The sequence below is a fragment of the Actinoplanes sp. CA-252034 genome (assembly GCF_050956125.1).
Classification (GTDB): Bacteria; Actinomycetota; Actinomycetes; order Mycobacteriales; family Micromonosporaceae; genus Actinoplanes.
The window spans coordinates 3,794,421-3,818,550 of record NZ_CP191846.1 but is presented as its reverse complement, the minus strand read 5'-3'; the positions used below and the strand labels follow the sequence as shown (position 1 = coordinate 3,818,550).

At 72.4% G+C, this 24,130-nt stretch carries 23 protein-coding genes; 11 read left to right on the top strand and 12 right to left on the bottom strand.

What is annotated here, in order from left to right; genetic code table 11:
• Window positions 1-213 precede the first annotated feature (213 nt).
• The 4 genes from ACQPZW_RS17165 to ACQPZW_RS17150 all read right to left on the bottom strand — a co-directional run bounded on the left by ACQPZW_RS17165 (window position 214) and on the right by ACQPZW_RS17150 (window position 3,282).
• A complete protein-coding gene (locus ACQPZW_RS17165; RefSeq protein WP_433795881.1) occupies window positions 214-915 on the bottom strand; it encodes a hypothetical protein in 702 nt (233 codons plus the stop codon).
• Between the two features lie 101 nt (window positions 916-1,016).
• A complete protein-coding gene (locus tag ACQPZW_RS17160; protein WP_433795880.1) occupies window positions 1,017-1,370 on the bottom strand; it encodes a hypothetical protein in 354 nt (117 codons plus the stop codon).
• Window positions 1,371-1,438: 68 nt separating this feature from the next.
• The gene (locus ACQPZW_RS17155) at window positions 1,439-2,365 is read right to left on the bottom strand and encodes a serine hydrolase (protein ID WP_433795879.1); all 927 of its coding nucleotides are present in this window, start codon (window positions 2,363-2,365) and stop codon (window positions 1,439-1,441) included.
• An 11-nt stretch (window positions 2,366-2,376) separates the two neighbouring features.
• Window positions 2,377-3,282: a LysR family transcriptional regulator gene (locus tag ACQPZW_RS17150; protein ID WP_433795878.1), complete on the bottom strand. Its 906-nt coding sequence runs from the start codon at window positions 3,280-3,282 to the stop codon at window positions 2,377-2,379.
• Window positions 3,283-3,364: 82 nt separating this feature from the next.
• Here ACQPZW_RS17150 and ACQPZW_RS17145 point away from each other — a divergent pair, with 82 nt between their 5' ends.
• Window positions 3,365-4,540, top strand: coding sequence for an MFS transporter (locus ACQPZW_RS17145; protein ID WP_433795877.1), 1,176 nt, complete (start codon window positions 3,365-3,367; stop codon window positions 4,538-4,540).
• On the opposite strand, the gene ACQPZW_RS17140 is transcribed toward ACQPZW_RS17145, so the two are convergent.
• A complete protein-coding gene (locus ACQPZW_RS17140; RefSeq protein WP_433795876.1) occupies window positions 4,516-4,761 on the bottom strand; it encodes a hypothetical protein in 246 nt (81 codons plus the stop codon). The genes ACQPZW_RS17145 and ACQPZW_RS17140 overlap by 25 nt on opposite strands.
• A 212-nt stretch (window positions 4,762-4,973) precedes the next feature.
• Here ACQPZW_RS17140 and ACQPZW_RS17135 point away from each other — a divergent pair, with 212 nt between their 5' ends.
• The 4 genes from ACQPZW_RS17135 to ACQPZW_RS17120 all read left to right on the top strand — a co-directional run bounded on the left by ACQPZW_RS17135 (window position 4,974) and on the right by ACQPZW_RS17120 (window position 11,050).
• Window positions 4,974-5,642, top strand: a complete 669-nt coding sequence (locus ACQPZW_RS17135; RefSeq protein WP_433795875.1) for a DNA alkylation repair protein — start codon at window positions 4,974-4,976, stop codon at window positions 5,640-5,642.
• Between the two features lie 414 nt (window positions 5,643-6,056).
• Window positions 6,057-8,927: a WD40 repeat domain-containing serine/threonine-protein kinase gene (locus tag ACQPZW_RS17130; protein ID WP_433795874.1), complete on the top strand. Its 2,871-nt coding sequence runs from the start codon at window positions 6,057-6,059 to the stop codon at window positions 8,925-8,927.
• A gap of 10 nt (window positions 8,928-8,937) precedes the next feature.
• A complete protein-coding gene (locus tag ACQPZW_RS17125) occupies window positions 8,938-10,017 on the top strand; it encodes a MalY/PatB family protein (RefSeq protein WP_433795873.1) in 1,080 nt (359 codons plus the stop codon).
• Between the two features lie 85 nt (window positions 10,018-10,102).
• Window positions 10,103-11,050: a hypothetical protein gene (locus tag ACQPZW_RS17120; protein WP_433795872.1), complete on the top strand. Its 948-nt coding sequence runs from the start codon at window positions 10,103-10,105 to the stop codon at window positions 11,048-11,050.
• 109 nt (window positions 11,051-11,159) lie between these two features.
• On the opposite strand, the gene purU is transcribed toward ACQPZW_RS17120, so the two are convergent.
• Both purU and ACQPZW_RS17110 read right to left on the bottom strand, forming a co-directional pair.
• On the bottom strand, window positions 11,160-12,065 hold the full coding sequence (gene purU / locus ACQPZW_RS17115; RefSeq protein WP_433795871.1) for a formyltetrahydrofolate deformylase: 906 nt from the start codon (window positions 12,063-12,065) through the stop codon (window positions 11,160-11,162).
• A gap of 412 nt (window positions 12,066-12,477) precedes the next feature.
• The gene (locus ACQPZW_RS17110) at window positions 12,478-12,798 is read right to left on the bottom strand and encodes a MazG-like family protein (protein ID WP_433795870.1); all 321 of its coding nucleotides are present in this window, start codon (window positions 12,796-12,798) and stop codon (window positions 12,478-12,480) included.
• A gap of 23 nt (window positions 12,799-12,821) precedes the next feature.
• Here ACQPZW_RS17110 and ACQPZW_RS17105 point away from each other — a divergent pair, with 23 nt between their 5' ends.
• Window positions 12,822-13,481 carry a pentapeptide repeat-containing protein gene (locus ACQPZW_RS17105; RefSeq protein ID WP_433795869.1) on the top strand — a complete coding sequence of 220 codons (660 nt, stop codon included), beginning with the start codon at window positions 12,822-12,824 and terminating at the stop codon, window positions 13,479-13,481.
• A gap of 113 nt (window positions 13,482-13,594) precedes the next feature.
• Here ACQPZW_RS17105 and ACQPZW_RS17100 read toward each other — a convergent pair whose 3' ends face one another.
• Complete coding sequence (locus tag ACQPZW_RS17100) at window positions 13,595-14,188, bottom strand: response regulator (RefSeq protein ID WP_433797566.1); 594 nt, start codon at window positions 14,186-14,188, stop codon at window positions 13,595-13,597.
• Between the two features lie 73 nt (window positions 14,189-14,261).
• Window positions 14,262-15,401 (bottom strand): sensor histidine kinase, encoded by a 1,140-nt coding sequence (locus ACQPZW_RS17095; RefSeq protein WP_433795868.1) that lies wholly within the window; start codon window positions 15,399-15,401, stop codon window positions 14,262-14,264.
• 110 nt (window positions 15,402-15,511) lie between these two features.
• On the opposite strand from ACQPZW_RS17095, the gene ACQPZW_RS17090 reads away from it, so the two are divergent.
• The 3 genes from ACQPZW_RS17090 to ACQPZW_RS17080 all read left to right on the top strand — a co-directional run bounded on the left by ACQPZW_RS17090 (window position 15,512) and on the right by ACQPZW_RS17080 (window position 17,472).
• Window positions 15,512-16,207, top strand: a complete 696-nt coding sequence (locus ACQPZW_RS17090; RefSeq protein ID WP_433795867.1) for a GAP family protein — start codon at window positions 15,512-15,514, stop codon at window positions 16,205-16,207.
• 153 nt (window positions 16,208-16,360) lie between these two features.
• A complete protein-coding gene (locus ACQPZW_RS17085) occupies window positions 16,361-16,762 on the top strand; it encodes a hypothetical protein (RefSeq protein ID WP_433795866.1) in 402 nt (133 codons plus the stop codon).
• Complete coding sequence (locus tag ACQPZW_RS17080; protein ID WP_433795865.1) at window positions 16,759-17,472, top strand: OmpA family protein; 714 nt, start codon at window positions 16,759-16,761, stop codon at window positions 17,470-17,472. The genes ACQPZW_RS17085 and ACQPZW_RS17080 overlap by 4 nt, the downstream gene beginning before the upstream one ends.
• Here ACQPZW_RS17080 and ACQPZW_RS17075 read toward each other — a convergent pair.
• A complete protein-coding gene (locus ACQPZW_RS17075) occupies window positions 17,465-19,387 on the bottom strand; it encodes a GMC family oxidoreductase N-terminal domain-containing protein (protein WP_433795864.1) in 1,923 nt (640 codons plus the stop codon). The two genes, ACQPZW_RS17080 and ACQPZW_RS17075, sit on opposite strands and share 8 nt — an antisense overlap.
• A gap of 123 nt (window positions 19,388-19,510) precedes the next feature.
• On the opposite strand from ACQPZW_RS17075, the gene ACQPZW_RS17070 reads away from it, so the two are divergent.
• Window positions 19,511-20,272, top strand: coding sequence for an enoyl-CoA hydratase/isomerase family protein (locus ACQPZW_RS17070; RefSeq protein ID WP_433795863.1), 762 nt, complete (start codon window positions 19,511-19,513; stop codon window positions 20,270-20,272).
• A gap of 1,314 nt (window positions 20,273-21,586) precedes the next feature.
• A complete protein-coding gene (locus ACQPZW_RS17065; RefSeq protein ID WP_433795862.1) occupies window positions 21,587-22,144 on the top strand; it encodes a hypothetical protein in 558 nt (185 codons plus the stop codon).
• 41 nt (window positions 22,145-22,185) lie between these two features.
• Here ACQPZW_RS17065 and ACQPZW_RS17060 read toward each other — a convergent pair whose 3' ends face one another.
• Window positions 22,186-23,229 (bottom strand): ABC transporter ATP-binding protein, encoded by a 1,044-nt coding sequence (locus ACQPZW_RS17060; protein ID WP_433795861.1) that lies wholly within the window; start codon window positions 23,227-23,229, stop codon window positions 22,186-22,188.
• Between the two features lie 67 nt (window positions 23,230-23,296).
• Entirely contained in the window at window positions 23,297-24,085 is a 789-nt protein-coding gene (locus ACQPZW_RS17055) for an ABC transporter permease (protein WP_433795860.1), read from the bottom strand.
• Window positions 24,086-24,130: the final 45 nt, after the last annotated feature.

Below are 24,130 nucleotides of genomic sequence, written 5' to 3'. Positions count from 1 at the left end.
CAAATCACCAAACCCCAGGTCAACCGCCTTAACCAGGGGGTACGCCGCCCGCCGCCGGCAACCGCACCCACAACGCCCGTGATCACCGGCACGAGGCCTCCGCACCCCCGGCGGCAAGGCCCCTCACGGGCGTGTCCGGCCCTCACCGGGAGCACGGCCTTATTCATCAGGCCGACCCCGGTCACGGCATCGCGGGGGCGCACCCGCCTCGGCTCAGCCCGTCGCGCCGGCGGTCAGGCCGAGCAGCGCGGCCACCCGCAGAGCACGCTGGACGGCCGCGTCGATCACGGCGGGGGTGACACCCTCGTTCGCCGGCTCGACGGTGAACAGCTCCCGGTCACGGACCGTCCACGGTGGGATCCGCCGGGTCAGGAACGCCTTGCGCAGCTCGGCGTCGTCGAGCACCGGCGAGTCACCGACCCGCTCGAACGGGACGTGGTAGGCCATCGCCGGAACCGGGGACGCGAGCCGGATCACCACGACCACACCGCGGCCCTCGGCGTCGTCCGTGGCGGCGCCGAAGCCCCGGCCGGTCCAGCGGACCTCGCCCACCGTGACCGGGAAGCCGCCGGCGGTCGTCGACCAGGCCCGCCGCACCCGGATCGTGCCGTCCGGCTCCGGGTCCGGCCAGGGCCACGTCCGGCTCCCCGGATCGGCCCGCTCCCATCCGGCGGCCGTCGCGTGCCGGGCCAGGACGGCGTCCGGGCGGGCCCGGTCGGCGAGCAGGCTCAGGAAGCAGGCGGCGACCAGCAGCAGCCACACCGCCCACATCCGGCCCGGGGTCGTGTCGCTGAGCGCCCCGGTCCCGGTGGCGAGGATCAGAGCCAGCCCGCACAGGCCGCCGAGCCAGGTCAGGCCGGCCAGGACGGTGAGCGCCCAGCGGCCCAGCAGCCGGGTCCAGCGGCGCAACGACATCGGCATTCCCCATGATCGAACCGGTGGGCGCCGCAAACGATAGCCACGATCGTCACCACGATCGAGCCCGGGGCGGCCGGCCGGCACGAGGGAACGCGAGGTCACGGCAGCAGGATCAGTGCGGCCCGGGCCAGGAACCGAACCCGGTCCCACTCCGGGCGGGTGGCCAGCGCCTCGGCGGTCCACAGTGCCCGCTGGTGATCGCCGCTCATCTGGTCGAGCTGCCGGTCGAGATCGGCCAGCGCGGGCGCCGCCGCGGCATCGATCCAGTTCTCCCGCACGAAGGCCGGCAACTGCCCGTATCCCTCGTCGAACTCCAGCGCCAGCTCGTCGACGGCGGCGCTGCCGGAGGCGAACACCCGGCTGAGCCACGCCACCTGGACCTCGGCGTCGGACGCGAGCACGGCAACGGCACGAACGAACCCGAGCGCGGCTCGGGCACCCGGTTCTCCCACCCGGTCAGCCTTACCCAGGACGGTGACCGCGGGCAACCCCCCGGCCGCAGCCGGTGGGCCGCTGTCACTCAGTAGGCGAGGTGCCTGCGGGTCAGCTGGGCCACCTTCTCGACCAGGGTCACGCCGGCGCCCATGGTCCTGTTGCGGCGGGTCAGGACGGCCACCGAGACGTCGACCGAGCCGTTCTTCGCGGTGATCCGGCCGATCGTGTTGACCGCCCACAGGCCGCCGTCGGCCGTACGCGTGTCCCACCCGTTCTTGACCGTGAAGATCTCGCCCTTCCTCGCCAGCGCCGGGACGCCCCAGTCCTGCGCTTTGTCGACCGTGTTCATCAGGGTGAACGCCGTCTTGCGGGAGCCTGCCGACAGCGGTCCCGTCGTGTCGACCAACTCGGACAGCAGGACGACCTGGTCGGCGGCGGTGGTGCGGGTCAGTCCCCAGCGGGTGTTGACGACGGTTTGCGTCAGGCCGAGCCGTTTGTTGCATCCGGTGACCGCGCTCTTGCCACCGATCTTGCGGTAGAGGGACGTGGTCGCGTTGTTGTCGCTGAGCCGGATCATCGGCCGGGCCAGCTTCATCTCGGCAGCGGTCGGGGCGCGGCCGGCGTCCTGGGCCTTGAGCAGCATGCAGGTCAGGATCTGCACCTTCACGATGCTGGCGGTGTCGTACCGGACCGAGCCGCGATACACGTACCGCTGATCGGTCTTGCGATCGAGGACCGCGACCGCGAAATCGCCCTTGACCGCTTTCAGCGCGGCGTTGAGGTTCTTCACCCGTGTGGCGCGATTCGGTGCTGCGGCGGCCGAGGCGATCGGCGGCGCGGGCGAGACGGCGACGGGCGGTTTCAGCGGCCGGTCCGGGAGGATCACGGCGGCGACCGGAACGGGGGCCGCTCGTACCGGCTCGTCAGGGGTCGGATCGGCCACCACCAGGCCCCCTCCGCCGAGGGCGACCACCGCTGCCGCCGCGATGATCCACACCCGTTTCGACCTCATGACGGGTCACTTTAATCGAGCCGGCGGCCCCCGTCCGGCAGGAAGTCCGCGGTCAGCGAGATGAGGGCACGCGCCGCGGCGCCCGGTGGACGGTCCGCCGCAACGGCGAGGGACAACGGCCATCGAAGGTCGGCGCCGGTGACCTGGACCACCGCGAGTCCCGATCCCGCGCCCAGCAGAAACCGGGGAAGAAGGGCGACACCGAGACCATGGCGTACGTAATCCGCGCTCGTGCCGATGTCGGTTATCTCGATGCTCACGTGCCGCCGGACGCTCGCCGCCGCAAACGCCCGATCGGTGACGTCCCGGTTGCCGTAGCCGGCCGGCAGGTCGATGAAGCCCAGCCCGGCCAGCTCCTCGATCGGCACCGACCCCCGGCCGGCGAGCGGATGGCCCGGAGGCACGGCCAGGTCCATGACCGCGCTGGTCAGCTCGACCAGGTGCACACCGGCCGGCCGCGGGCCGGGCACCGACACGAACGCCAGGTCGAGCCGGTGCTCGGCCAGCATGGCGACCAGGCCGCGGGAGCCCATCGGCGACACCGCGGTCTGCAGGAGCACGCCGGGATGGCGTCGGTGGTACTCGCCGAGCAGGGCCGGCAGGTCGATGACCCGGATCGAGGTCAGCGTGCCGATTCGCAGCGTGCCGCGCAGGCCGCCACGCACCTCGGCCACCGCGTCCCGGGCGTCCCGGGCCGCGTCGAGTGCGATCCGGGCACGTGGCAGCAGGGCGAGACCGGCGTCGGTGAGCCGGACCCGTTTCGCGTTGCGCTCGAGCAGCGGGGTGCCGAGGTCGCGTTCCAGCGTCTTCACCGCGGCCGAGACGGCGGACTGGACCACGTGCAGGCGGGCGGCCGCACGGGTGAAGTGCTGCTCCTCGGCGACGGCCACGAAGTATTCGAGTTGGCGGAGTTCCACGCATCGAAGTATCAACGATCGCGATCGGTACGAGCTGCAACTTTCGTTGGCGGTGATGATCGCGACGGCGCACAGTCGGCGCATGGCACTTCTGGAGGCACGGGTCGCCACCCGGAGCACAGGTTTCTGGCCGGTCGCGTTCGCGTTCACCGTGGCGATGGCGTTCTCGACGGTCCCGGCGCCGCTCTACCCGCTCTACGGCTACTCCACGTTCACCGTCACCGTGATCTTCGCGGCCTACGCGGTCGGCGTCGTGGCCAGCCTGCTGCTCGCCGGGCACGTCTCCGACCAGGTCGGACGGCGGCGGATCCTGATACCGGCGCTCGCGCTCGAACTGGTGGCGGCGCTGCTGTTCCTCTCCGGGACGTCACTGCCCGTGCTGTTGGCGGCTCGGCTCATCACCGGGCTCGGCGTCGGGATGATCACCGCCACGGCCACCGCGCACCTGCTCGAGCTCAACGGCGCCTCGCCCGCACGATTCGAGATCGTGTCGACGGCGGCGAACATCGGGGGCCTCGGCGTCGGCACGCTCGTCGCCGGGGTGCTCGCCTCTTACGTGGATTCGCCGTTGCGTACGCCGTACCTCCTCTTCGTCTTTCTGCTTTCCGTTGCCATCGCGGCAGTCGCGATGGCGCCGGAGACCGTGCGCCCGAACCCCGCCTACCGGTACCGGCCGCAGCGGGTGGCCACCGGCCGCGGCCCCGCCTACCTCGCTGCCGCCACCGGCGCGTTCGCTGCCTTCTCCGTGTTCGGATTCTTCACCTCGGTCGCGCCCGGTTTCGTCGCCGGCACCCTGAACCACCCGTCGCGTGCGCTCGCCGGACTGATCGTCTTCGCCGTCTTCGGCGGCTCCGCGGCCGCGCAGACCCTCACCACCGGCCTCGGCGCTCGGCGCCGCACCACCCTCGGCCTGACCGCGCAGGCCCTTGGAACGATCATCCTGGTGACCGGAATGCATCAGGCCAGCCTGACGGTCTTCCTGCTCGGCGGAATGCTCGCGGCCGCGGGAGCCGGCGTTCTCTTCAAAGCCGGCATCGGTACGGTCGCCGCCCTCGCCACCGGCACGGAGCGGGGAGCGGCGCTCGCCGGGATCTTCCTGATCGCCTACGTGGCGCTGGCAGTATCCGCCCTGGCCATCGGCGTCGCCGTGCTGGCCGCCCCGGTGATCACGGTGATGACCTGGTTCGCCGCCATCCTGCTGATCATGCTGGCCGGGGTGGCCGTGCTGTCCCGTCAGTCGTCGAACGGCTCGGACTGACGGTTGAGCGTCCGGCAGCCCAGGCACACCGACGCATGCCCACGGGTGAACATCTCCATCATCGGCAGCCCCACCATGGGGCTGCCGGGCGGCAGATCGGGCACCGTCAGCTGCCCGGTATACCTGTCGCACGTCTGGCATCGCGCCGTGACACGGCGCCCACGACCGGATGCGATCAGCGCTTCCAGGAGGGCTCCCGGAAATCTGACGTCCTCAGCCATACCCACCTCCTCGTCGCCCACCTGCCCGCCATCCTCGCCGATCCCCGGCCGTCCCGATCCCCGCGAGCGGCCCGACCTCCGGAAGCGGCCCGGTCTCCGCGAGCCGCCGCCGCGAAGCCGTCGGGCAGCGGCGAGAGCCCGCCGTCCCGGGTCGGAGCGCGGTCGCCGGGATACTGTTCTGCGGGATCTCCCCTGACCGACCGGAGGCGGGCGTGGCAGAGACGACGGTGACCGAGCTGCTGGCGGAGCTGGCCGCTCTGGACGACCCGAAGGCGCGCGCGATCAACGAGCGGCACGGCGACGACCACGGGGTCAACCTCGGCGCGCTGCGGGCCATCGCGAAACGACTCAAGACCCAGCAGCACCTGGCCCGTGAGCTGTGGGCGACCGGCGACGGCGCGGCCCGCCTGCTGGCGCTGCTGATCTGCCGGCCGCGGGCGTTCGAGCGGGACGAGCTCGACGCCATGCTGCGCGAGTCGCGGACCCCGAAGGTGCACGACTGGCTGGTGAACTACGTGGTCAAGAAGAGCCCGCACGCCGAGTCGCTGCGGGTCGCCTGGACCGCCGACCCGGATCCGGTCGTGGCGAGCGCCGGCTGGGCCCTGACCGTCGAACGGGTCGCGAAGAAGCCCGACGGCCTCGACCTGGACGGGCTGCTCGACGTGATCGACGCGCGGATGAAGGACGCCCCCGACCGGCTGCAGTGGGCGATGAACCACTGCCTCGCCCAGATCGGCATCTCCCACCCGGACCGGCGGGCCCGGGCGCTGGAGATCGGCGAGCGCCTGGAGGTCCTGAAGGACTACCCGACCCCACCGAACTGCACCTCCCCGTACGCCCCGATCTGGATCACCGAGATGGTCCGCCGCCGGCCCACCTGATCGTCCACCGGAATCCTCGGATGCGGCGCCGGCCCGCCGATGCACTCGGCCATGACGACGCCGCGCCGGCCGCCCCGCCGTGTCCTTCGCGTCGCCCTGCTCGCCGTAGCGGGCGCGGCCGGGGCCGCCGCCGGCGGCCAGAAGTCGACGCACGAGCCGATCGCGCGGCGCGCACACTCGCCCGGGTGACATCCGGGCGGCGTTGACGGGACCCGTTCGTCCTATCGAGACTCTTCACCATGGGATGCGGGTCGCGCGGCGCCGGGGTGGTGAGCCGGCCGTGCCCGTGACCCCGCTGTCGCCCGGCGACCCGGAGCGCCTCGGGGAGCACGTGATCGTCGGCCGTCTCGGGTCGGGTGGGATGGGCACCGTCTATCTGGCACGGTCCCCGGCGATCAGCGGGTCGCGATCAAGGTGGTCCGCCCGGAGCGGGCCGCCGACCCGAAGTTCCTGGCCCGGTTCCGCAGTGAGGTGAAACGGGCGCGACAGGTTCCGCCGTTCTGCACCGCGGCCGTCCTCCACGACGATCTGGAGCACGATCCGCCGTACCTCGTCGTCGAGTTCGTGGACGGCCCGAGCCTGGCCGAGGTGATCCGGGAGAACGGGCCGCTGCCGTCCTCGGAGGCGTACGCCGTGGCGGTCGGCGTGGCCACGGCCCTGGTCGCCATCCACGGGGCGGGCGTCGTGCACCGCGATCTGAAACCGGCGAACGTGCTGCTCGCCGTGGGCCTGCCCAAGGTGATCGACTTCGGGATCGCCCGCGGTGTCGACCTGAGCGCCGAGCTGACCGGCCCGGACCAGGTGATCGGCACGATCGGCTATCTGGCGCCGGAGTGCCTGGACACCGGGGCCCGCGGCCGGGTGGGCCCGCCCGCGGACGTGTTCGCCTGGGGTGTGCTGGTCGGGTTCGCCGCCACCGGCCGTACCCCGTTCGGTGGTGATTCCCCGCTGGCGACGATCGGGCGGATCCTCACCCAGCCGCCCGATCTGGAGGGTGTCCCGGAGCCGTTGCGGCGGCTGGCCGCGACCGCCCTGGAGAAGGACCCGGCCCGGCGCCCGTCGGCGAGCGCGCTGCTGGACTCCCTGTTGTCGGCGGGCCGGCCGGAGATGACCCCGGAGCTGCGCGAGGTGGCGCTGGCCGCGCAGGCCGGCAACCGCCGCACCGGCCGCTGGCTGGGCAGGGCCGCGGCCCTGCTGGCCGCCGGTCTGCTGGTGGCGTCCGGGGTGGCGCTGGCCCGTTCGTCGGATCGGGTGGAGCGCCAGGACCGGGCGCTGGTGCAGCGTGACCTGCTGGACCGGTCGGCGAGGGTGCTGGAGACCGATCCGGGCCTGGCGTTACGGCTGGCGGTCAGCGCGGACTCGATCAGCCCGTCGGACCGGGGCCGGGCCGCGATCGACGCGGCCCTGGCCACCGGGTACGAGGGTGAGCTGAGCCCGGACGAGGCGGTCTACACCACCGAGTTCCGGCCGGACGGGCGGATGGTGGCCGCCGCCGGGGCCGGGGACGTCGGTCTGTGGACGGTCGAGGGCGGTCGCTTCACCCGGGTGGGGGCGCTGGCCACGGCCGGGCAGGAGACGACGGATCTGTCGTTCAGCCCGGACGGGCGCACGATTGCGACGGCGGGGGCGCGGCTGCAACTGTGGGACACGGCCGCGGCCCATCCGCTGGCCGAGCTGACCGGGCAGGCGTGGGACGGGGTGCAGTTCAGCGGATCGAGCGATCGGCTGCTCACGGTCTCGGACCGGCTGGAGCTGTGGGACGTGCGCGACCGTTCCCGCCCCCGATCGGTGTGGAGCGCTCCGGCCGGGACGGCGACCCGGGGCGGCGCCCGCCTCAGTGCGGACGGGCGGCTGCTGGCCGGGGTGGCCGAGGGTGAGCTGCTCACGGTGTGGGCGGCCGACGGCACTCCCCAGCGGCTCTCGGTGATCACCGACGCCGACGCGGTGATCAACCTGGCGTTCAGCCCGGACGGACGTCGGCTCGCGGCGGCGACGGTCAGCGACGGGGTACGCCTCTACGACCTCGCCGATCCGGCCCGGCCCCGGCTGATGTCGACGTTCGCAGCCGACGGCGGGACCGCGACGACGGTGGCGTTCGACCGTGCCGGGACGCTGCTGGCCGTCGGCAGCGAACAGCGGACCGTCGGCCTGTGGAGCGTCGCCGACCCGGCCCGCCCTCAGCCGGTGCGGACACTGCGCCGCGACGGCGGCTGGATCTCCTCGATCGACTTCACGCCGGACGGCAACCGGCTGCTCACCGCGGGCTGGCAGGGCGCGGCCCGGTCGGCGGCGCTGTGGCGGGTGGCACCGTTCGCCCCGGTGCGGCGGTCCCGTCTCGACGCCGCCCCCGACCCGATCCGCCTGGTCGGCCTCTCCCCCGCCGACGTGCTCGTGGTGACGGCACTCGGCGGTGAGCAGGTCGAGCTCTGGGACCTGCGCGACCCGGGCCGGCCGGCGCGGGCACGGCCGGCGTTCCGGTCGTCCGGGGCGTCCCGGATCCGCATGGGCACGACCCTGCTGTACGCGAACGGCGCCGTCCACGACCTGTCCGGAGCCGAGCCACGCCGCCTGCTGGAGGGCGTGGTCGACGCCGATCCGGACCGTGGCCTGGCGGCGGTGCTGCGCGACGGCGAGCGGGTCCTGGTCTACCGGGTCGCGGCCGGCACCGAGCCGGTGGCGCTCGCCGAGATCCCCGCCGCCTACGTGGCGTCGATCGTGTTCGACCAGGTCACCGGCGATCTGGTGGTCGCCGATGACAACGGTGGCGCCGAGTCGGCGCTGACCGTCTGGGACCTGACCGTCCCGGGCACTCCGCGACGGGCGGCGGTCCAGGCCGCTCAGGGCGGGGTGCAGGCGCTCGAGGCCCGCGGCGGCACGGTCGTCACGGTGGACCGCAACGTGGTGGCCTGGACCGCCGGGACGGTTCGGTCCGCGCCGCGGCCGGGCAACCGGGTCGCCGGGGTGGGCGCGGTCACGCTGTCCGCCGACGGCACGCTGCTCGCGATCACCGGCCGGTCCGGCACCGAGCTGTGGAGCCTGCCGCCCGGCGCCGACCCGCTGCTGGTGGCGGTGCTGCCGGGTGATCCGACGTCGGCGGCGTTCAGCCCGCGGGGTCCTCTGCTAGCGGTCGGCGACCCGGGCGGGACGACGATCTGGGACGTCAGCGCGCTGCAGATGACGTTGCGCGATCCGCGTGCCGAGGCCTGCCTGCGCCAGGGCGGCCTCACCGCGGCCGAATGGCCGGGTCACGTCTCGACCCTGCGCTACGAGTCCGCCTGCCCATAGGGTGGGACACATGCTGGACGACATCGATATCTCGACCCTGTCCGCACGCCCCGGGCTCAAATGGTCCCGGGCCACCGCCGTCGGCGCCATCCCGGCCTGGGTGGCCGACATGGACTTCCCGGTCGCCGAGCCGGTCCTCGACGCGATACGGGAGTCCGCCGCCACCGATCTCGGCTATCCCGCCTGGCAGGAGGAGCCCCGGGCCAATCCGCTGATCGACGCGTACGTGGAGCGCACCGCCCGCCTGCACGGCCACCGTCCCGATCCCGGCGGCATCCGCGTCTTCACCGAGATCATCCAGGCGCTGCAGGCCATCCTGCACGTCGCGACGGCGCCCGGTGACGCGGTGGCGCTGCACACGCCCGCCTATCCGCCGTTCCTGGAGACGATCGAGACGATGGGCCGCCGGCTCGTCCCGATCCCGATGGTCGACGACGGTGACGGCTGGACGTTCGACCCGGCGCCGCTGGCCGGCTGCAAGGTGCTGATCCTGGTCAACCCGCACAACCCGACCGGCCGGGTCCTGACCCGGGCCGAGCTGACCGGGATCGCCGGGCTCGCCGAGCGCCACGACGTGCTGGTGATCGCCGACGAGGTGCACGCCGAGCTGATCTACGAGCCGCACCGGCACATCCCGTTCGCCTCGATCGCGCCGGGCCGTACGGTCACGCTGAACTCGGCGAGCAAGGCGTTCAACCTGGCGGGCCTGCGCTGCGCGATCGCCGATGTGGCGGTCCCGTCGGTCCGCAAGGCGCTGGACACGCTGCCGCCGCTGTTGCTGGGCCAGGCCGGCAATCTCGGGGTGTTCGGGACACTGGCCGCCTGGCGGCACGGCGATCCGTGGCTGGCCGAGGTGCGGTCGCTGCTGGAGCGCAATCGCCGGATGGTGGCCGAGGCCTTCCCCGGCAACCGCTCCCCGGAGGGGACCTATCTGGCGTGGCTGCGCATCGATCCGCCGGACGATGTGATGCTGAGCCCGGGTCCCCGTTTCGGCCCGGGCGGAGACGGTTACGCACGGCTCAACTTCGCCACGTCACTGAGCGTGCTGGAGGAGATTCTGCGCCGTCTGCGAGCGATCCGGCCAGACTAACCTAGTGTTGACGATCTATCACTATGCGTGGAAAATTCCGGACAAGGAGTGCCGGAAGATTCGTCCATTTGAGACACTGCCGGACATGCCAGCGACGGATCTTGTGGTCGTCGACATCGCCGCATGGTGGGTCACCGCGGTGTTCGAGTCCGAGGGCTTCGACCGGCCCGTTCTCTTCGACGGGCGAGCCCGCGCACCCAGCGGGGTCTTCCAGGGGCCCGGGGTCTACACCGCCGGCACCCCGGCCCTCGTCGCCGGCCTGGCGAACCCGGAATCGTATCGACCAGACCCGATGACCCTGCTGCGGCACGGCGGTCCACCGGCCGCCGTCGCCGCGGTCCTGTCCCACGTCGTCGAACGCACCGGCCGGCCCGCCGCGCTGGCCGTCGTCACCGCCCAGGAGTGGGACCGCCCGGCCCGCGAGCGGCTCGAACAGGCCGCGGCCACCGCCGGGCTCCCCCGCCCCCGCGTCGTCTCGACCGCCGCCGCGGCCGCCGCCCAGGCCGGTCCCGGGATCGTGCTGGTGTGTGTGGCCGGCGCGGCGTGGCCGGAGCTCACCCTCGTCGACGGGCACCGCCAGCTGGCCGCCTCCGCGGTCCGGGCGCCCGGGGCGCCAGCGATCGACGAGGCCCTGCTGCGGGTGGCCGCGACCCGCGGCGGCGCCGAGGCCGACCCCGACGACTGGCGGCTGACCCGCGAGATCGAGCGCGCCCGCGCCACCCTGGGCCTGCAGCAGCGGGCCGCGATGCTGCTGCCCGAGCCGCATCAGGCCGTCGTCCTGACCCGCGACGACCTGGCCGCGGCGAAGGCGGTCCACCTGGACCGCCTACCGGACACGGTCAAACTGCTGCTCGCCGACGCCGGCGTCGACCGGGTCGCCACGGTGGTCCAGGTCGGCGAGGACTCCCAGGTCAGCGCGGCGCTGTCCGAGGCCGGGCCGGCCCCGTCGATCACCGTCCGCGATCCGCACGCACTGCTGCGCGGCCTGACCCGCACCCAGCCACCGCCCCGGCGTCAGTGGTGGCGCCGCTGACAGCCAGACGCCCCATCCGCAAGCCGCTGACAGCCGGACGCCCCACCCGCGAGCCGCTGACCGACGCGCCACCCAATCCGCGAGCCGCTGGAAACCCGGCCGCGCAGGCCTACTGGAAGACGATCGTGTGGTTGCCGTGCCGGATGACCCGGTCCTCGGCGTGCCACAGCACCGCCCGCGACAGCACGGCCCGCTCCACGTCGGCGCCCCGGCGGCGCAACTCGGCGACGGTGTGGGCGTGGTTCACCCGGACCACGTCCTGCTCGATGATCGGGCCCTCGTCCAGATCCTCGGTCACGTAGTGTGCGGTCGCCCCGACCAGCTTCACTCCCCGCTGCTGCGCCTTGGCATACGGGTCGGCGCCGATGAAGGCCGGCAGGAAGCTGTGGTGGATGTTGATGATCGGCACGCCGACCTTCTCGATGAAGTCGGCGGAGAGGATCTGCATGTAGCGGGCCAGCACGATGAAGTCGACGTTGCCGGTGAGCAGCTGCAGATGCTGCGCTTCGGCGGCCGACTTGTCCGGGCCCTGCGACGGCACGTGGAAGAACGGGATCCCGAACGAGCGCACCTCGTCGGCGGTGTGCGCGTGGTTCGAGATGACCATGCTGATGTTGATCGGCAGCTCGCCGCGCCGGTTGCGCCACAGCAGGTCGAGCAGGCAGTGGTCGGCCTTGGACGCGAAGATCGCCACCCGCTTCGGCACCGACAGATCACGCACCGTGTACTCCAGGTCGAACCCGTCGGCCAGCTCCCGCCGCAGGTCCTCCTCGATCGCCGGCAGCGCCGCCTTCAGGTCCGGACGTCCGAAAACGGTCCGCTGGAAGAACGCGCCGCCCTGCGGATTGTCCGAATACTGATCGAGCGACACGATGTTGGCCCCGTGCCGACCGAGCACCGTGCTGAGGGCCGCCACGATCCCGGTCCGGTCTCGGCCGTGCACGATGAGCACGGCCTGGTCACCGGGGCGAGGCTGCGCCCCGGACGAGGCGGGGGCGTGCTGGGTCAGGGTCACGGGGCGTCCTTCCGAAACGACTACACGGGCCACCGAGTCTAGAAACCTAACCCCTCCGCCCGGCCACAGGTGACCGCCGAGGCGATGATCACCCCGAGATCGACCCCGGGCGGGGGTACGGTCCGCGCCGCCCCACGCCGGACGATCCCGCGCCGGACTACGACGCGACGCAGGCTGCCCGTCCGGCCCGACAGCGCGACCGCCGGGCGTATGCGAGCGTCCGGATCACCGGCCGGTCACGCGCACACCGGGAACATCGTCAGCGACGGCCGGCGATCCGGCGGCGGGCGTGGTGGGGCGGTGACCGGCGGCCTCAGCCCGGCGGGCGCGATGCGGTCGGGAGTGTCGCCTGCGTCGCGGGGTGGCCCGGGGCGGCGAATGTGCGGCGTGGGGCGGGCCGGACCGTACCGGCTCAGGGGTTTTCGGAAGGGAGGTAGGCGCTTGTCTTGACGACCACGTCTTGGATCGCCTTGCGGGGGTCGGCGCCGAGGCTCGCGATGGCGACCAGGGCCGTGAAGGCGACGTCGGCGAGCTCGCCCACCACGTCGTCGGTGGTGTGGGTGACGCCCTTGCGGGGGTTCTGGCCGAGGACACCGATCCAGGCCTGGGTGGCCTCGCCCGCCTCCTCGGTGACCTTCATGATGCGGCAGGCGATCTCGAGGGGGTCGTTGCCGTTCTGCTCGTCGAGGAAGCGCTGCCACCGGCGGGCGGCATCCCAGATCATGTCGTCCATACGTGTCCTCATAGAGTGGTCTGATGTCACGGTTCGGGGCTTCCACCGCCTCGCCTCGGGCGCCCATCGTGCCCGACGCGCTTCCGGAGGTTCTCTTCGACCTCGAGTCGGAGGATCTGCACGAGAAGGTGATGTTCGCCGACGCCGATCTGTCCGGGGTGTTCGCGCAGTCGGTCGAGTTCGGTCAGGTCCGTTTCCGATCAGCGCGACTGGCCGGCGCCACCCTGCCGAAGGTGCGGCTCACCGACTGCGTGGTCGAGCGCTGCGACTGGTCCAACCTGCGCGCCGAGAACGCGACGATGGAACGCGTCGCGATCAACGGCTGCCGGATGACCGGGCTGGCCTGGAACGGCGGGCTGCTACGGGACGTGACCGTCACCGACGCCAAGGTCGACCTGACCAACTGGCGGATGGCCCGGTTCGACGCCGTCGCCCTCACCGGCTGCAACCTGACCGGCGCCGACTTCACCAACGCCGATCTGCGCGGTGCCCGGTTCACCGACTGCGACCTGACCGGCGCCCAGTTCAGCGGGGCCACCATGCAGGGCGCCCGGTTCGAGCGCTGCGAGCTGGCCGGCATCGGCGGCATCACCAGCTGGGCCGGCGCCCTCGTCCACCCCGACGACCTGATCGGCCTGTCGTACGTGCTGGCCGGCGCCCTCGGCATCGTCGTCAAGAGCTGACCCGCATGACCGACGCCGCCCCGTACCCCGCTGGCGCCGCTACCGGGAGCTGATGGGTGACCACCCGGTCGTGTCCACCCGGGACATGGAGCATCCGAGCAACGAACCGGGGCTCAGGCCAGGCCGGCCTCTCGGGCCAGGATGGCGGCCTGGACCCGGGAGGTGCAGCCGAGCTTGGCCAGGACGCGGGAGACGTGGGTCTTCGCGGTGGCCTCGGTGATGGCCAGGTCGGCGGCCAGGTCGGCGTTGGACAGGCCACGGCCCAGGCCGGCCAGGACGTCGCGCTCCCGGCTGGTCAGGTCACTCAGCCACGGGGGTGCGGCCGTCGGGCGTGGTGCGGCGCTGACGAAGGCGGTCAGCAGGCGGCGGGTCACCTCGGGTGCCAGGAAGCCGTCACCGGCGGCCACCCGGCGGACCGCCTCGACCAGGGTGGCCGGCTCCACCGACTTGAGCAGGAAACCGGCCGCTCCCGCCCGCAACGCGCCGAACAGGTAGTCGTCGAGGTCGAAGGTGGTCAGGATCAGCACGTCGGCCAGCCCGGCCGTGGTGATCTCGCGGGTGGCCTGGATGCCGTCGGTGCCCGGCATCCGGATGTCCATCAGCACCACGTCGGGGCGTAGCGCGTTCGTCTGACGGACGGCGACCGCGCCGTCGGCGGCCTCCCCGACCACCTCGATGTCGTCGGCCTGTTCGAGCATCAACCGCATCCCGGCCCGGATCGCGGCATGGTCGTCGGCAACCAGCACCCGGATCACGGGGCACCTCCAGGAATGCGGCGGATCATGCGGCGGCCAGGGGCAGCGAGGCGTGCACCCGCCAGCGGTCGCCGTCGTGGGTGGCGGTCAGCTCGCCGCCGAGCAGGGCGGCCCGCTCGCGGATGGACCACAGGCCGGTGCCCGCGCTCAGCGCCTGATGGTCGAGGTTCGACCTGGTCAGAGTGTTCGTGACGGTGACCGTCAAGCGGTTGCCGGCACACCTGACGTCGAGGTCGACGGTGGAGCCCGGGGCATGTTTGCCGGCGTTGGTGAGGGCCTCGCGGACGATGCCGTAGACGGTGTGCGCGACCACCACCGGGATGGCCGGCACGTCCCCGGTGCGCACCTCGACGTGCAGGCCACCGGCGGTCGCGGCGGCCACCAGGTCGGGCAGCCGGTCCAGCCCGCCGGGCAGCACCGGGTCCGGGTCGGCGGAGGCGGAGTCGGCCCGCAGCAGCAGGATCATCGAGCGCATCTCCTCCAGGGCGGCGAGGCTGCTGGTCCGCACCGCCCGCAGGGCGGCGCGGTCGCGGCCGGTCTCCGGTGGCATCGCCAGGGCGGCGCCGGAGTGCATGGCCGTCGTGGCCAGGTGTGCGGCGATCACGTCGTGCAGGTCACGGGCCATCGCGGCACGCTCGGCGACGACGGCTTCACGGGCGATGCGCTCCGCGTCGAGGGCGCCGATCTGCCGCTGCTGGCGGATGTTGGCGGCCCACCACAGCGGCACGAACAGCACCGACGTCAGCTGCAGGCAGATGAAGACGCCGATGCGCACCTTGCCCTCGGCCAGCCCGCCGACGACGCTGGCCGTGCCGACGAGCACGAACACCGCGGTGGTGACGGCGGCCCGCGCCCGCGGCGACGCGAACCGGCCGACCGAGAACAGCAGGTCGAACATGACCAGGATGAACGCGATGCTGCCGCCGAGCACCAGGTCGACGGCGAACGCGGCGCTCCCCGCGGCGAGCGCGAGCATCGGGTGACGGCGGCTGCCCAGCATGGCGAGACACCCGGCGGCGAGCGGGGCCAGGTGCCAGCTCTCCGGCGCGTCGACGTGCGGGATCGACCAGACGTCGGTCAGGCCCACCACGTCGAGCAGCACACCGGCGGCGAACGTGCCGACGGCGGGCACGTAGACCTTCCGCCACAGCTCGCGCACGTCCACGCCGCCATCCCATCATGCCGGTGATCGTGACGGCGTCCCTCCAAAGTCGTACGCCGCAGCGCATCCTTCGGCGGACGCGCAGGGCCGTCGACTCGGGCATCGTGACGGTCATGGATGCCACCCTCGCCGCCTCGCTGGCCGTCCTGGCGCTGATCGACTCGACCAGCTTCGGGACCCTGCTCATCCCGATCTGGTTGCTCCTGCATCCGGGTCGGGCGCGTTCCGGTCGCGTTCTGGTCTTCCTGGGTACGGTCGCCGTCTTCTACTTCGCACTGGGCCTGATCGTCACGCTCAGTGCCGGTGCCCTGCTTCCCCAGATCACGGCGCTGCTGGCCACCCGCCCGGTGCAGTGGACGCAGTTGGTCCTCGGGGTGGCGCTGTTCTTCTGGAGCTTCGTGATGGGCCGGGGTGGGAAGCCGGCCGAGCAGGGGCGCATGCACCGCTGGCGGGAGCGGGCTCTCGACGACGAGGGTGGGGCTCTGCCGCTGGCCGGGCTGGCGCTGACGGCGGCCGCGGTGGAGGTGGGGTCGATGCTGCCGTACATCGCCGCGATCGGACTGATCACCACGGCCGCGCTGCCGGTGGCCACGGTGACCGTGACGCTCGCCGGATACTGCCTCGTCATGATCACGCCGGCGCTGGCGTTGCTGGCCGGGCGGCTGGTCGCCGGGAAACGCCTGGATCCGGTGCTCAACCGGGTCAGCGCCTGGATGTCCAGCAGCGAGACGATCGCCTGGATCGTCGGGATCGTCGGCTTCCTCCTGGCGCGCGACGCCGCCGCCAAACTGATGCTCATCGGCTCCTGAATCGTAGCGAGGTAATCACTCAAAGACGTCGTCCGTCAATTTTGAAAGTGGCGATCTTGGCCGATAGCATGATCGCGTCGTCGCGGCTCCCGGACCCGGGAAAACCGTTGCCGCGCCGCCTTGGCATGCGGGCGTTCAGGTGCGGTTTCCCACGTGTTTCCGGAGGTCGTCGTGGCTTGGTTCATCGGCCAGTCACTCGTCTTCATCCTGCTCGCATTCGTTCTCGGCGTCATTGCCGGACGCCTTTCCGTGCGCCCCCCGAAAAAGGCGTTTATCAACGACGAATCGGAGCGCACGGAGGAGATCGGGCCGACCACCATTGTCCGCCGGGCGACCGGCAGCCTCCCCGTAACCGCCACGAGCCTGCCGGCATCCGGCACGACCCCGCCGATCGCCACGACCCCGCAACCCGCCGCGCCGTGGACCGACAAGCCACGACCGCGGCCCCGGCCCCGGCCCCGTCCGGCCGACCACACCGCCGACGCGGGGAAAGCCCCCGAGAAGGCTGACACCGCAGCGCCCGCTGACGAGACCGGCACGAAGGGCACCCGATGAGCCGCGCCGCCGGCCGGTGGATCGCGGCCCCGATCGCGCTGCTCGGACTGGCGGCGATCCTCACCGCCCAGCTCGGCCCCAACCGCGACCGCATCGAGAACGACCTGACCCGGCGAGCCACCGCCGCCCTGGCCGCCGCGGGCCAGACCGGAGCACGGGTCTCGTTCACCGGGCGGGACGGCCTGATCGTCACGTCCGAGGCCGACGCCGTCCGGGCACGGAGCATCGTCGAGGGCGTGACGGGAGTACGCGCCGTGACCACCCACGCGATCCCCGCCGCAGCCCCGTCAACGGCCACGGCCGCCACGCCACGAGAGGTGGTGACCCTGGCCGAGGATGTCAGGGCCACCGTCGACCTCATGCTGCTCCGGGAACAGCTTGCCGTCGTACCCCCGCTGCTGTTCGGATTCGGCGGCGCCGAACCGACCGCCGATTCCCGCGCCGCCCTCCGCAAGGCCGCGGCCCTGCTCGCGGATCATCCGGACGCCCGGATCCGGATCGAGGGCCACACCGACGCGCAGGGCTCGAAAACCACGAACCTGCAGCTCAGCCGCGAGCGCGCGGAGGCGGTCCGGGACACGCTGCGAGAGCTCGGGGTGGCCGCCGACCGGATGACCGCGATCGGCTACGGCGAGGCGCGCCCGGCGGCGCCGAACGACACCGCCGGGCACCGGGCCGCCAACCGTCGCGTCGAGCTGGCCCTCACCTGACGGAGACGATGTTCTCGGCCGTCCGGGACGCCAGCGCCATGATGGTGATCATCGGGTTGGTGCCGGACGGCGTCGGGAACGCGGACGCGTCGCCGATCCACACGCCCGGGGTGTCGTGCAGTTCCCCACGCGGATCGGCGACGCTGGTGGCCGGATCGGCGCCCATCCGGCAGCTGCCCATCTGGTGTGCCGAGAACAGGGTCATGCCGCCGGCTTGCAGCGGCACCCGTTTCACCCGTTCGATGTACGCGTCCAGGTCGTCGCCCTCGGTCCACGGCCCGAGCCCGCGGCCGAACGCCTGGATGCGCCGCGCCCCGGCGGCCCGGTGCAGGTGGATCTGCGCCTCCAGGGCACGGTGCGTGGTGCGGACGTCGCGTTCGTCGGTGAGGTCATACCAGGCCACGGTGTTGCCGGCCGGGTCGAGGGTGATCCGGCCGTGCCCGCGGTCACGGATCAGCCCGATGAACGAACCGTTGTCGCGGTAACCGGCCATCGCCTCCTTGTGCTCGGCGGGCGTGGTGAACGGCACCGACGACGCGCCCAGGCCGGTGGCGTACTGCACGCTCTCCATCAGGAACCCGTAACCGTCATCGGCCTCGGCGAACTCGTTGACCAGCCCGGCCTGCGGCGGCCCCCACCAGCCGCGCATGTCCTCGCCGTAGTCACCCATGGTGACCGTGCACGGGTGCAGGCGCAGGTACCGCCCGGTGGCCGGACCGCCGATCCCGGACCGCAGCAGCACACCGGGTGACTCGAGCGCCCCGGCCGCGACGACGACGATCGGCGCACGGACCGTGACGGTCGCGCTCGCGGTGCCGTCCTCGCTGGTCCAGTGCCCGACGACACCGGCGGCCCGACCGCCGGAGACGAGGATCCGCTCGGCACGGCAGCCGTCGATCAGCCGCGCGCCGTGGTCGAGGACGGCCGGTTCCAGGTAGACCTTGAGCGTCGACTGTTTCGCCCCGGACGGATCCCCGAACCCGAGGTGCCCGGCAACCGTGGGATCGTGCCGCTTCTCGTCCCAGTTGCGGAAGATCGTGGCGAACGACCAGCCCAGCTTCTCCGCGCCGCGCGACATCGCCTCGTGGATCCGGTTGAGCTCCGAGCACCGGTCGGTCACCGACAACTCCCGCCACACGGCGTCCAGGTGCCTGTCGAAAGCACCGGTCGCCACGTCGGTGAGCCCGTGCTCGGTGGCCCACTGACGGCGTACCGCCTCCCTGGTCTTCAGGCAGTTGGTCCAGTTGATCACCGTGCCGCCGCCGACGCCGGCGCCCGCGACCAGGGTGATGTTGCCGTCGCCGGTCGGCGCCGGCCCGCCGCGCCAGTAGGACGCCTGGTAGGCGGCGAGCTCCAGCTGGTGGAAGTCGGTCTCGGTGCGCAACCGCCCGGCCTCCAGGACGACGACGCGCAGGCCGGCGGCGGCGAGCCGCCCGGCGATCAACCCGCCACCGGCGCCGGATCCGATCACCACGGCGTCGGCGTCCAGCTCACGGTCCCCGTCGATTCTCAAAGCCGATGCGGTACGGCCACCCGGCGCCGTGACGGGCGCGGGACCCGGATAGCCGAGCCGGTCCCAGTTGGGGTTGCGCCCGTCCGGGCCGGTCAGTCCGTAGGTCATCAGCAGGATCAGGCTGATCAGCGGCCCGGTCTCGGGGATCGCCGCGAGCATCTGCTCGCGGGCGGCCTGCGGCGCCGTGGTGAAGCCGTTGGCGGCGAGCGCGTCGAAGAGCCCGCCGAGCCCCTGCCGGTGTTCGGCCGGCAGACCCGAGATCAGGGCGAGGACTCCCTGGTCGGCGCCGGTGTCGGTGGCGGTGCGAGCCCAGAACCCGTCGTGGTCGTCGGGACGGTCGATCGAGGGAACCACGGTGTCGCAGAGCAGTCGCAGCACGTTGATCTGATCCGAAGTGAACACTCGGTCCTCCTGCTTCGGCTTACTTCGTGGGAGCAGTGCCCACAATGTAAATCCGGATTCGCACTTCGCGGGAGGCCTCTTCCTGCTGATCATGCAGTTCCGGGCGCGTGCGACGATGAGGGTGTGGATCTCTCGGTCTCGATTTCCGATGGTGTGGCGCTGCTCGAGATGCGGCGCCCGCCCGCCAACCACTTCGACGAGACGCTGATCGGGCAGGTCGTCGACGCGGCGAGGGGCCTCGACGACGACCCGGGCTGCCGGGTGATCGTGCTGGCGTCCGAGGGCCGGCACTTCTGCGCCGGCGCGGACTTCGGCGGCGGCGACTTCGCGCGCGATCACGTGGCGGCGGCGGAGCGTCTCTACCGGCGGGCCGCGGAGCTGTTCGACGTGCGTACGCCGATGATCGCGGCCGTGCAGGGCACCGCCGTCGGTGGCGGTCTCGGGCTGGCCTGCGCCGCCGACTTCCGGGTCGCCGAGCCGTCCACCCGGTTCGTGGCGAACTTCGCGCGGCTCGGCTTCCACCAGGGCTTCGGCACCAGCGTCACACTGCCGGAGATCGTCGGCCGGCAGGCCGCGGCCGACATGCTGCTGACCGGCCGCCGGATCGGCGGCGAGGAGGCGCTGCGCCTCGGCCTCGCCGACCGCCTCGCCGCGCCCGGCGAGGTGCGGGAGGCCGCCTTCGCGCTGGCTGCCGAGATCGCCGCGTCGGCGCCGCTGGCGGTCCGCTCCATCCGGGCGACGCTGCGGGCGGGCCTGGCGTCCCGGGTCCGCGAGGCCCTCGACCACGAGCTGGCCGAACAGAAGATCCACTGGGCGACGGCCGACAGCGCCGAGGGCATCGCAGCCAGTCTCGAACGCCGCCCCCCGATCTTCCGCGGCGCCTAGAGAGCTTTCGGAATCAGGGTCTGCGCCGGCGCCGGCTGGCCATAGCTCAGCCAGATCATGACGTCGCCGGAAGCCCGTTCACGCCGCGGTTCACGGACTGGTCACCGAGACGTCCGCCGCCCTCGGCCAGCGGGACTGACCACCAAGACGCACCGCCACCGACCTGGTCACCGAGACGTCCGCTGCCCTCGGCCCGCGCGACTGGCCACCAAGACGTCTCCGGCCCATTGCCCCGAGGGACTGGTCGCCGAGACGTCCGCTGCCCTTGCCCCGGGGAACTCGTCACCAGGACGTTCCCTGCCTTCGCCGAGGCCTTCGCCGAGACCTTCGCCGAGGACGAGCACGAGGACAGGCGCACACGTACGCCGATCGTGCGACCCCAGCCACGCCCCCACGACCACCAGCGCACACGAAACCCCGATCGTGGGCTCTCACCAACGCCAGGGCGACGACCAGCGCACACGCAACCGCTACGTGTGCGCCCATCACCGCCGGCGACCACAGAGAAGATCGACTACACGAACTACCGACACGCGTGGGCCGGGTCGCCGACGCTGGTACGGACTACCGACACGCGGGGGCCGGGTCGCCGACGCTGGTACGGACTACCGACACGCGGGGGCCGGGTCGCCGACGCTGGTACGGACTACCGACACGCGGGGGCCGGGTCGCCGACGCTGGTGTCGCGCCGCAGTCGCACCCGAGCAGCGGATCGGGTGGGCACAAGGCCCACCACCGGAGCCGTCCGGTGCACCCGGTAGGGGAACCCGGGCTCGGCCACCGACCGTAGACGGCGGCGACAACACCCGAACCCGGCAGGTAGGCCGGCCGGGGGCGGCGGCGACCTGGCACAGACCCTGACCTCGGAAGCTCCCTAGACCGACCGCGCGCGTACCTCGTCGGTCGATGTCGGGCCGCGGGCCTGGTATCCGCGGTGTGAGCGTTTGATCATGCGGGTTTTGGTGCGGATCCGGCGGTCCGGCAACAGGTGGGCCAGGACTTGGGCGCCGATGGAGGGCGTAGGTCTCTTGCTCGACGCTGCCGGGGGTGCGAGCCCGCAGGACACGCTCGCCCAGGATGCTGGATTCGAGTTCGAGGTGGCGGTCTCGATTCCCCAGCCGGCCCGCCCACGAAGCCCGGGTCTGGTCGGCGTCGGTGACACGTTCGCGAACTGTTTCGTAAGAAATGAAGAAGCAATAATTGCAAGAACTTGCAAAGGCGACGGCATTCACTAAGCTGGATTCGCCTGCTCCACTGAGGAGGCTTCGGCTGGTTGATGCTGCTCAGCCGGACCATCATCATTTCAGGAGAGCTATGCGCTCTGTCAGCAAGTTCTTGCTCAGCCTGCTCGTCGGGCTCGCCGGGGTTCTGGCGATCGCCGGGCCGGCCTCGGCATCCCCGCCGCCGCCCACCAACCTCGGCGGGCTCGACATCGGCGCCTACTGCCGGTCGATCGGATACTCCGACGCCGCTCTGACCGGGCCGACGGCGTACGACTGGCACTGTGTCAGCGGCAGCGGGCAGCGGGGTGACCTCGCCTTCGACGCGGCCTGCCGGTGGACGTACTCCTCCGCCCACGCCGTCGACCGGATCGGCGACTTCTACGACCCGACGTCGGTGCGCTGCTGGCTGGTGCAGCCGGACGTGGTCACCCCGGACTTCGGCGACTACTGCACCGGCAAGGGCTACAGCGACGCCGCCCTGCTGGGCACGACCGTCTACGACTGGCACTGTGTCCAGTACAGCCGGGCCGGGCCGACGTACTACGACATCGACGTCGCCGCCGCCTGCACCGACCTGACGCACGGCTACGCCAAGCTGAACCGTTTCGTCGACTTCTACGACTCGTCCACCTGGCAGTGCCGGGTCTGACCCGGTGACCGGGGTCGGTGGCGCTCCCGCGTCACCGGCCCTCAGCCGTCCCCCGGATAGGCGCGGGTCTCCGCCGCCTTGACCGCCACCCACAGTTCCCGGCCCGGTTCGAGGTGCAGGTGGGCGGCGGCGGCCGGGGTGATGTCGGCGGCCACGCTGATCGGCCCGTCCAGCCGGACCCGCAGGTTGTCGCCGTGGTGCTGGACGTCGGCGAGGACGGCCGGCCACGTGTTGCGCGGGCTGCCGTCGGGCCGGCTCGGGTGCAGGGCGACGGCGGCCGGCGGGAACGCCACGAACGCGTCTCCGGTCACGGTATCGGTGCTGGTCAGCGTGAAGCCGTCGGCGATCGTCACGGTGTGGCCGTCGCCGCGCCCCCGGTACAGGTTGAGGCCGACGAGCCGGGCCACGTAGTCGGTGCGCGGCCGGGCGGTGATCGTTGCGGCGTCGCCCTCCTGCACGACCCGGCCCTGCTCGACGATGACCAGGCGGTCGGCGAGCACCAGCGCGTCGAGCGGATCGTGGGTGACCAGCAGCGTCGCGCCCGGGTGCGCGGACAGGTGCCGGCGCAGCTCGCCACGGGTCTCCAGCCGGGTACGGGCGTCCAGCGCCGCCAACGGCTCGTCGAGAAGCAGCAGCACCGGGTCGACGGCGAGCGCCCGGGCCAGGGCCACCCGCTGCGCCTGCCCGCCGGACAGGTGACGTGGTTTGCGGCGGCTGTGCTCGGCCAGCCCGACCCGCTCCAGCCAGCGGTCGGCGACGGCGTGCGCCTCCCGCCGGTCCATGCCGTGCCGGCGCGGGCCGAAGGCCACGTTGTCACGGGCGCTGAGATGCGGGAACAGCAGATAGTCCTGGAAGACGACACCGATCGGGCGCCGCTCCGGCGGATCGCCGCCGATGTCACGGCCGTCGAGGCGCAGGTGCCCGTCGTCGAGCGGGGCCAGCCCGGCGAGTGCCCGCAGCGCGGTCGTCTTCCCGGCGCCGTTCGGCCCGAGCAGCGCAACCGTCTCCCCTGGCGCGATCCGCAACGCGATGTCCAGCAGGAACGTCCCGCGTCGCACGACCAGGCGCGCATCCAGAAGCGTCACGCCACGGTCTCCTCGCACCCGCCACCGCCCAGAGCGACACGCGCCCGCCCGCCGCGGAAGACGATGATCACGGCGCGGTCAGCCAGCGGTCGCGGAGACCGGCCAGGATCGCGACCGAGACGACCAGCAGGATCAGGCTGAGCACGACAGCTCCCTCCAGGTCGCCGCTCTCCATCGTCTGGTAGACGGCGAGCGGCATCGTCTGTGTGATGCCCGGATAGTTTCCCGCGAACGTGATCGTCGCCCCGAACTCGCCCAGTGCCCGCGCCCAGCACAACACCGCCCCCGCCGCGATCCCCGGCGCCACCAGCGGCAACGTCACATGGGTGAACGTCGTCCAGCGCGTCGAGCCGAGTGTGGCGGCGGCTTCCTCGTATCGGCTGTCGGCGCCGCGCAGCGCGCCCTCGACCGCGATCACCAGGAACGGCAGCGCCACGAACGACTCGGCGATCACCACTCCGGCGGTCGTGAACGGCAGCGTGATCCCGAACGTCGTGTCCAGCCACTGCCCGACCAGGCCGCGCCGGCCGAGCGCCAGCAGCAGCGCGATGCCCCCGACCACCGGCGGCAGCACCAGCGGCACGGTGATCAGCGCGCGGACCAGACGCCGGCCGGGAAAACTCACCCGGGCCAGCATCCACGCCAGCGGCACCCCCAGCGCCAGGCACAGCACCGTCGCCATCGTGGACGTGAGCAGCGACAGCCGGAGCGCCTCGACCACCTGCGGCTCGGCGAGCCGGGCCGGCAGCGTCGACCACGGCGTGCGCGCCAGCAGCCCCACCAGCGGCAGGATCAAGAAGATCAGACCCAAGACCGCAGGGACCAGCAGGGGTACGGGTACACGCGCCGTTCTCATGATCCCCCGAGTGTTCCTCCTGATCCCGGCGCCAGAGTGGTTCCG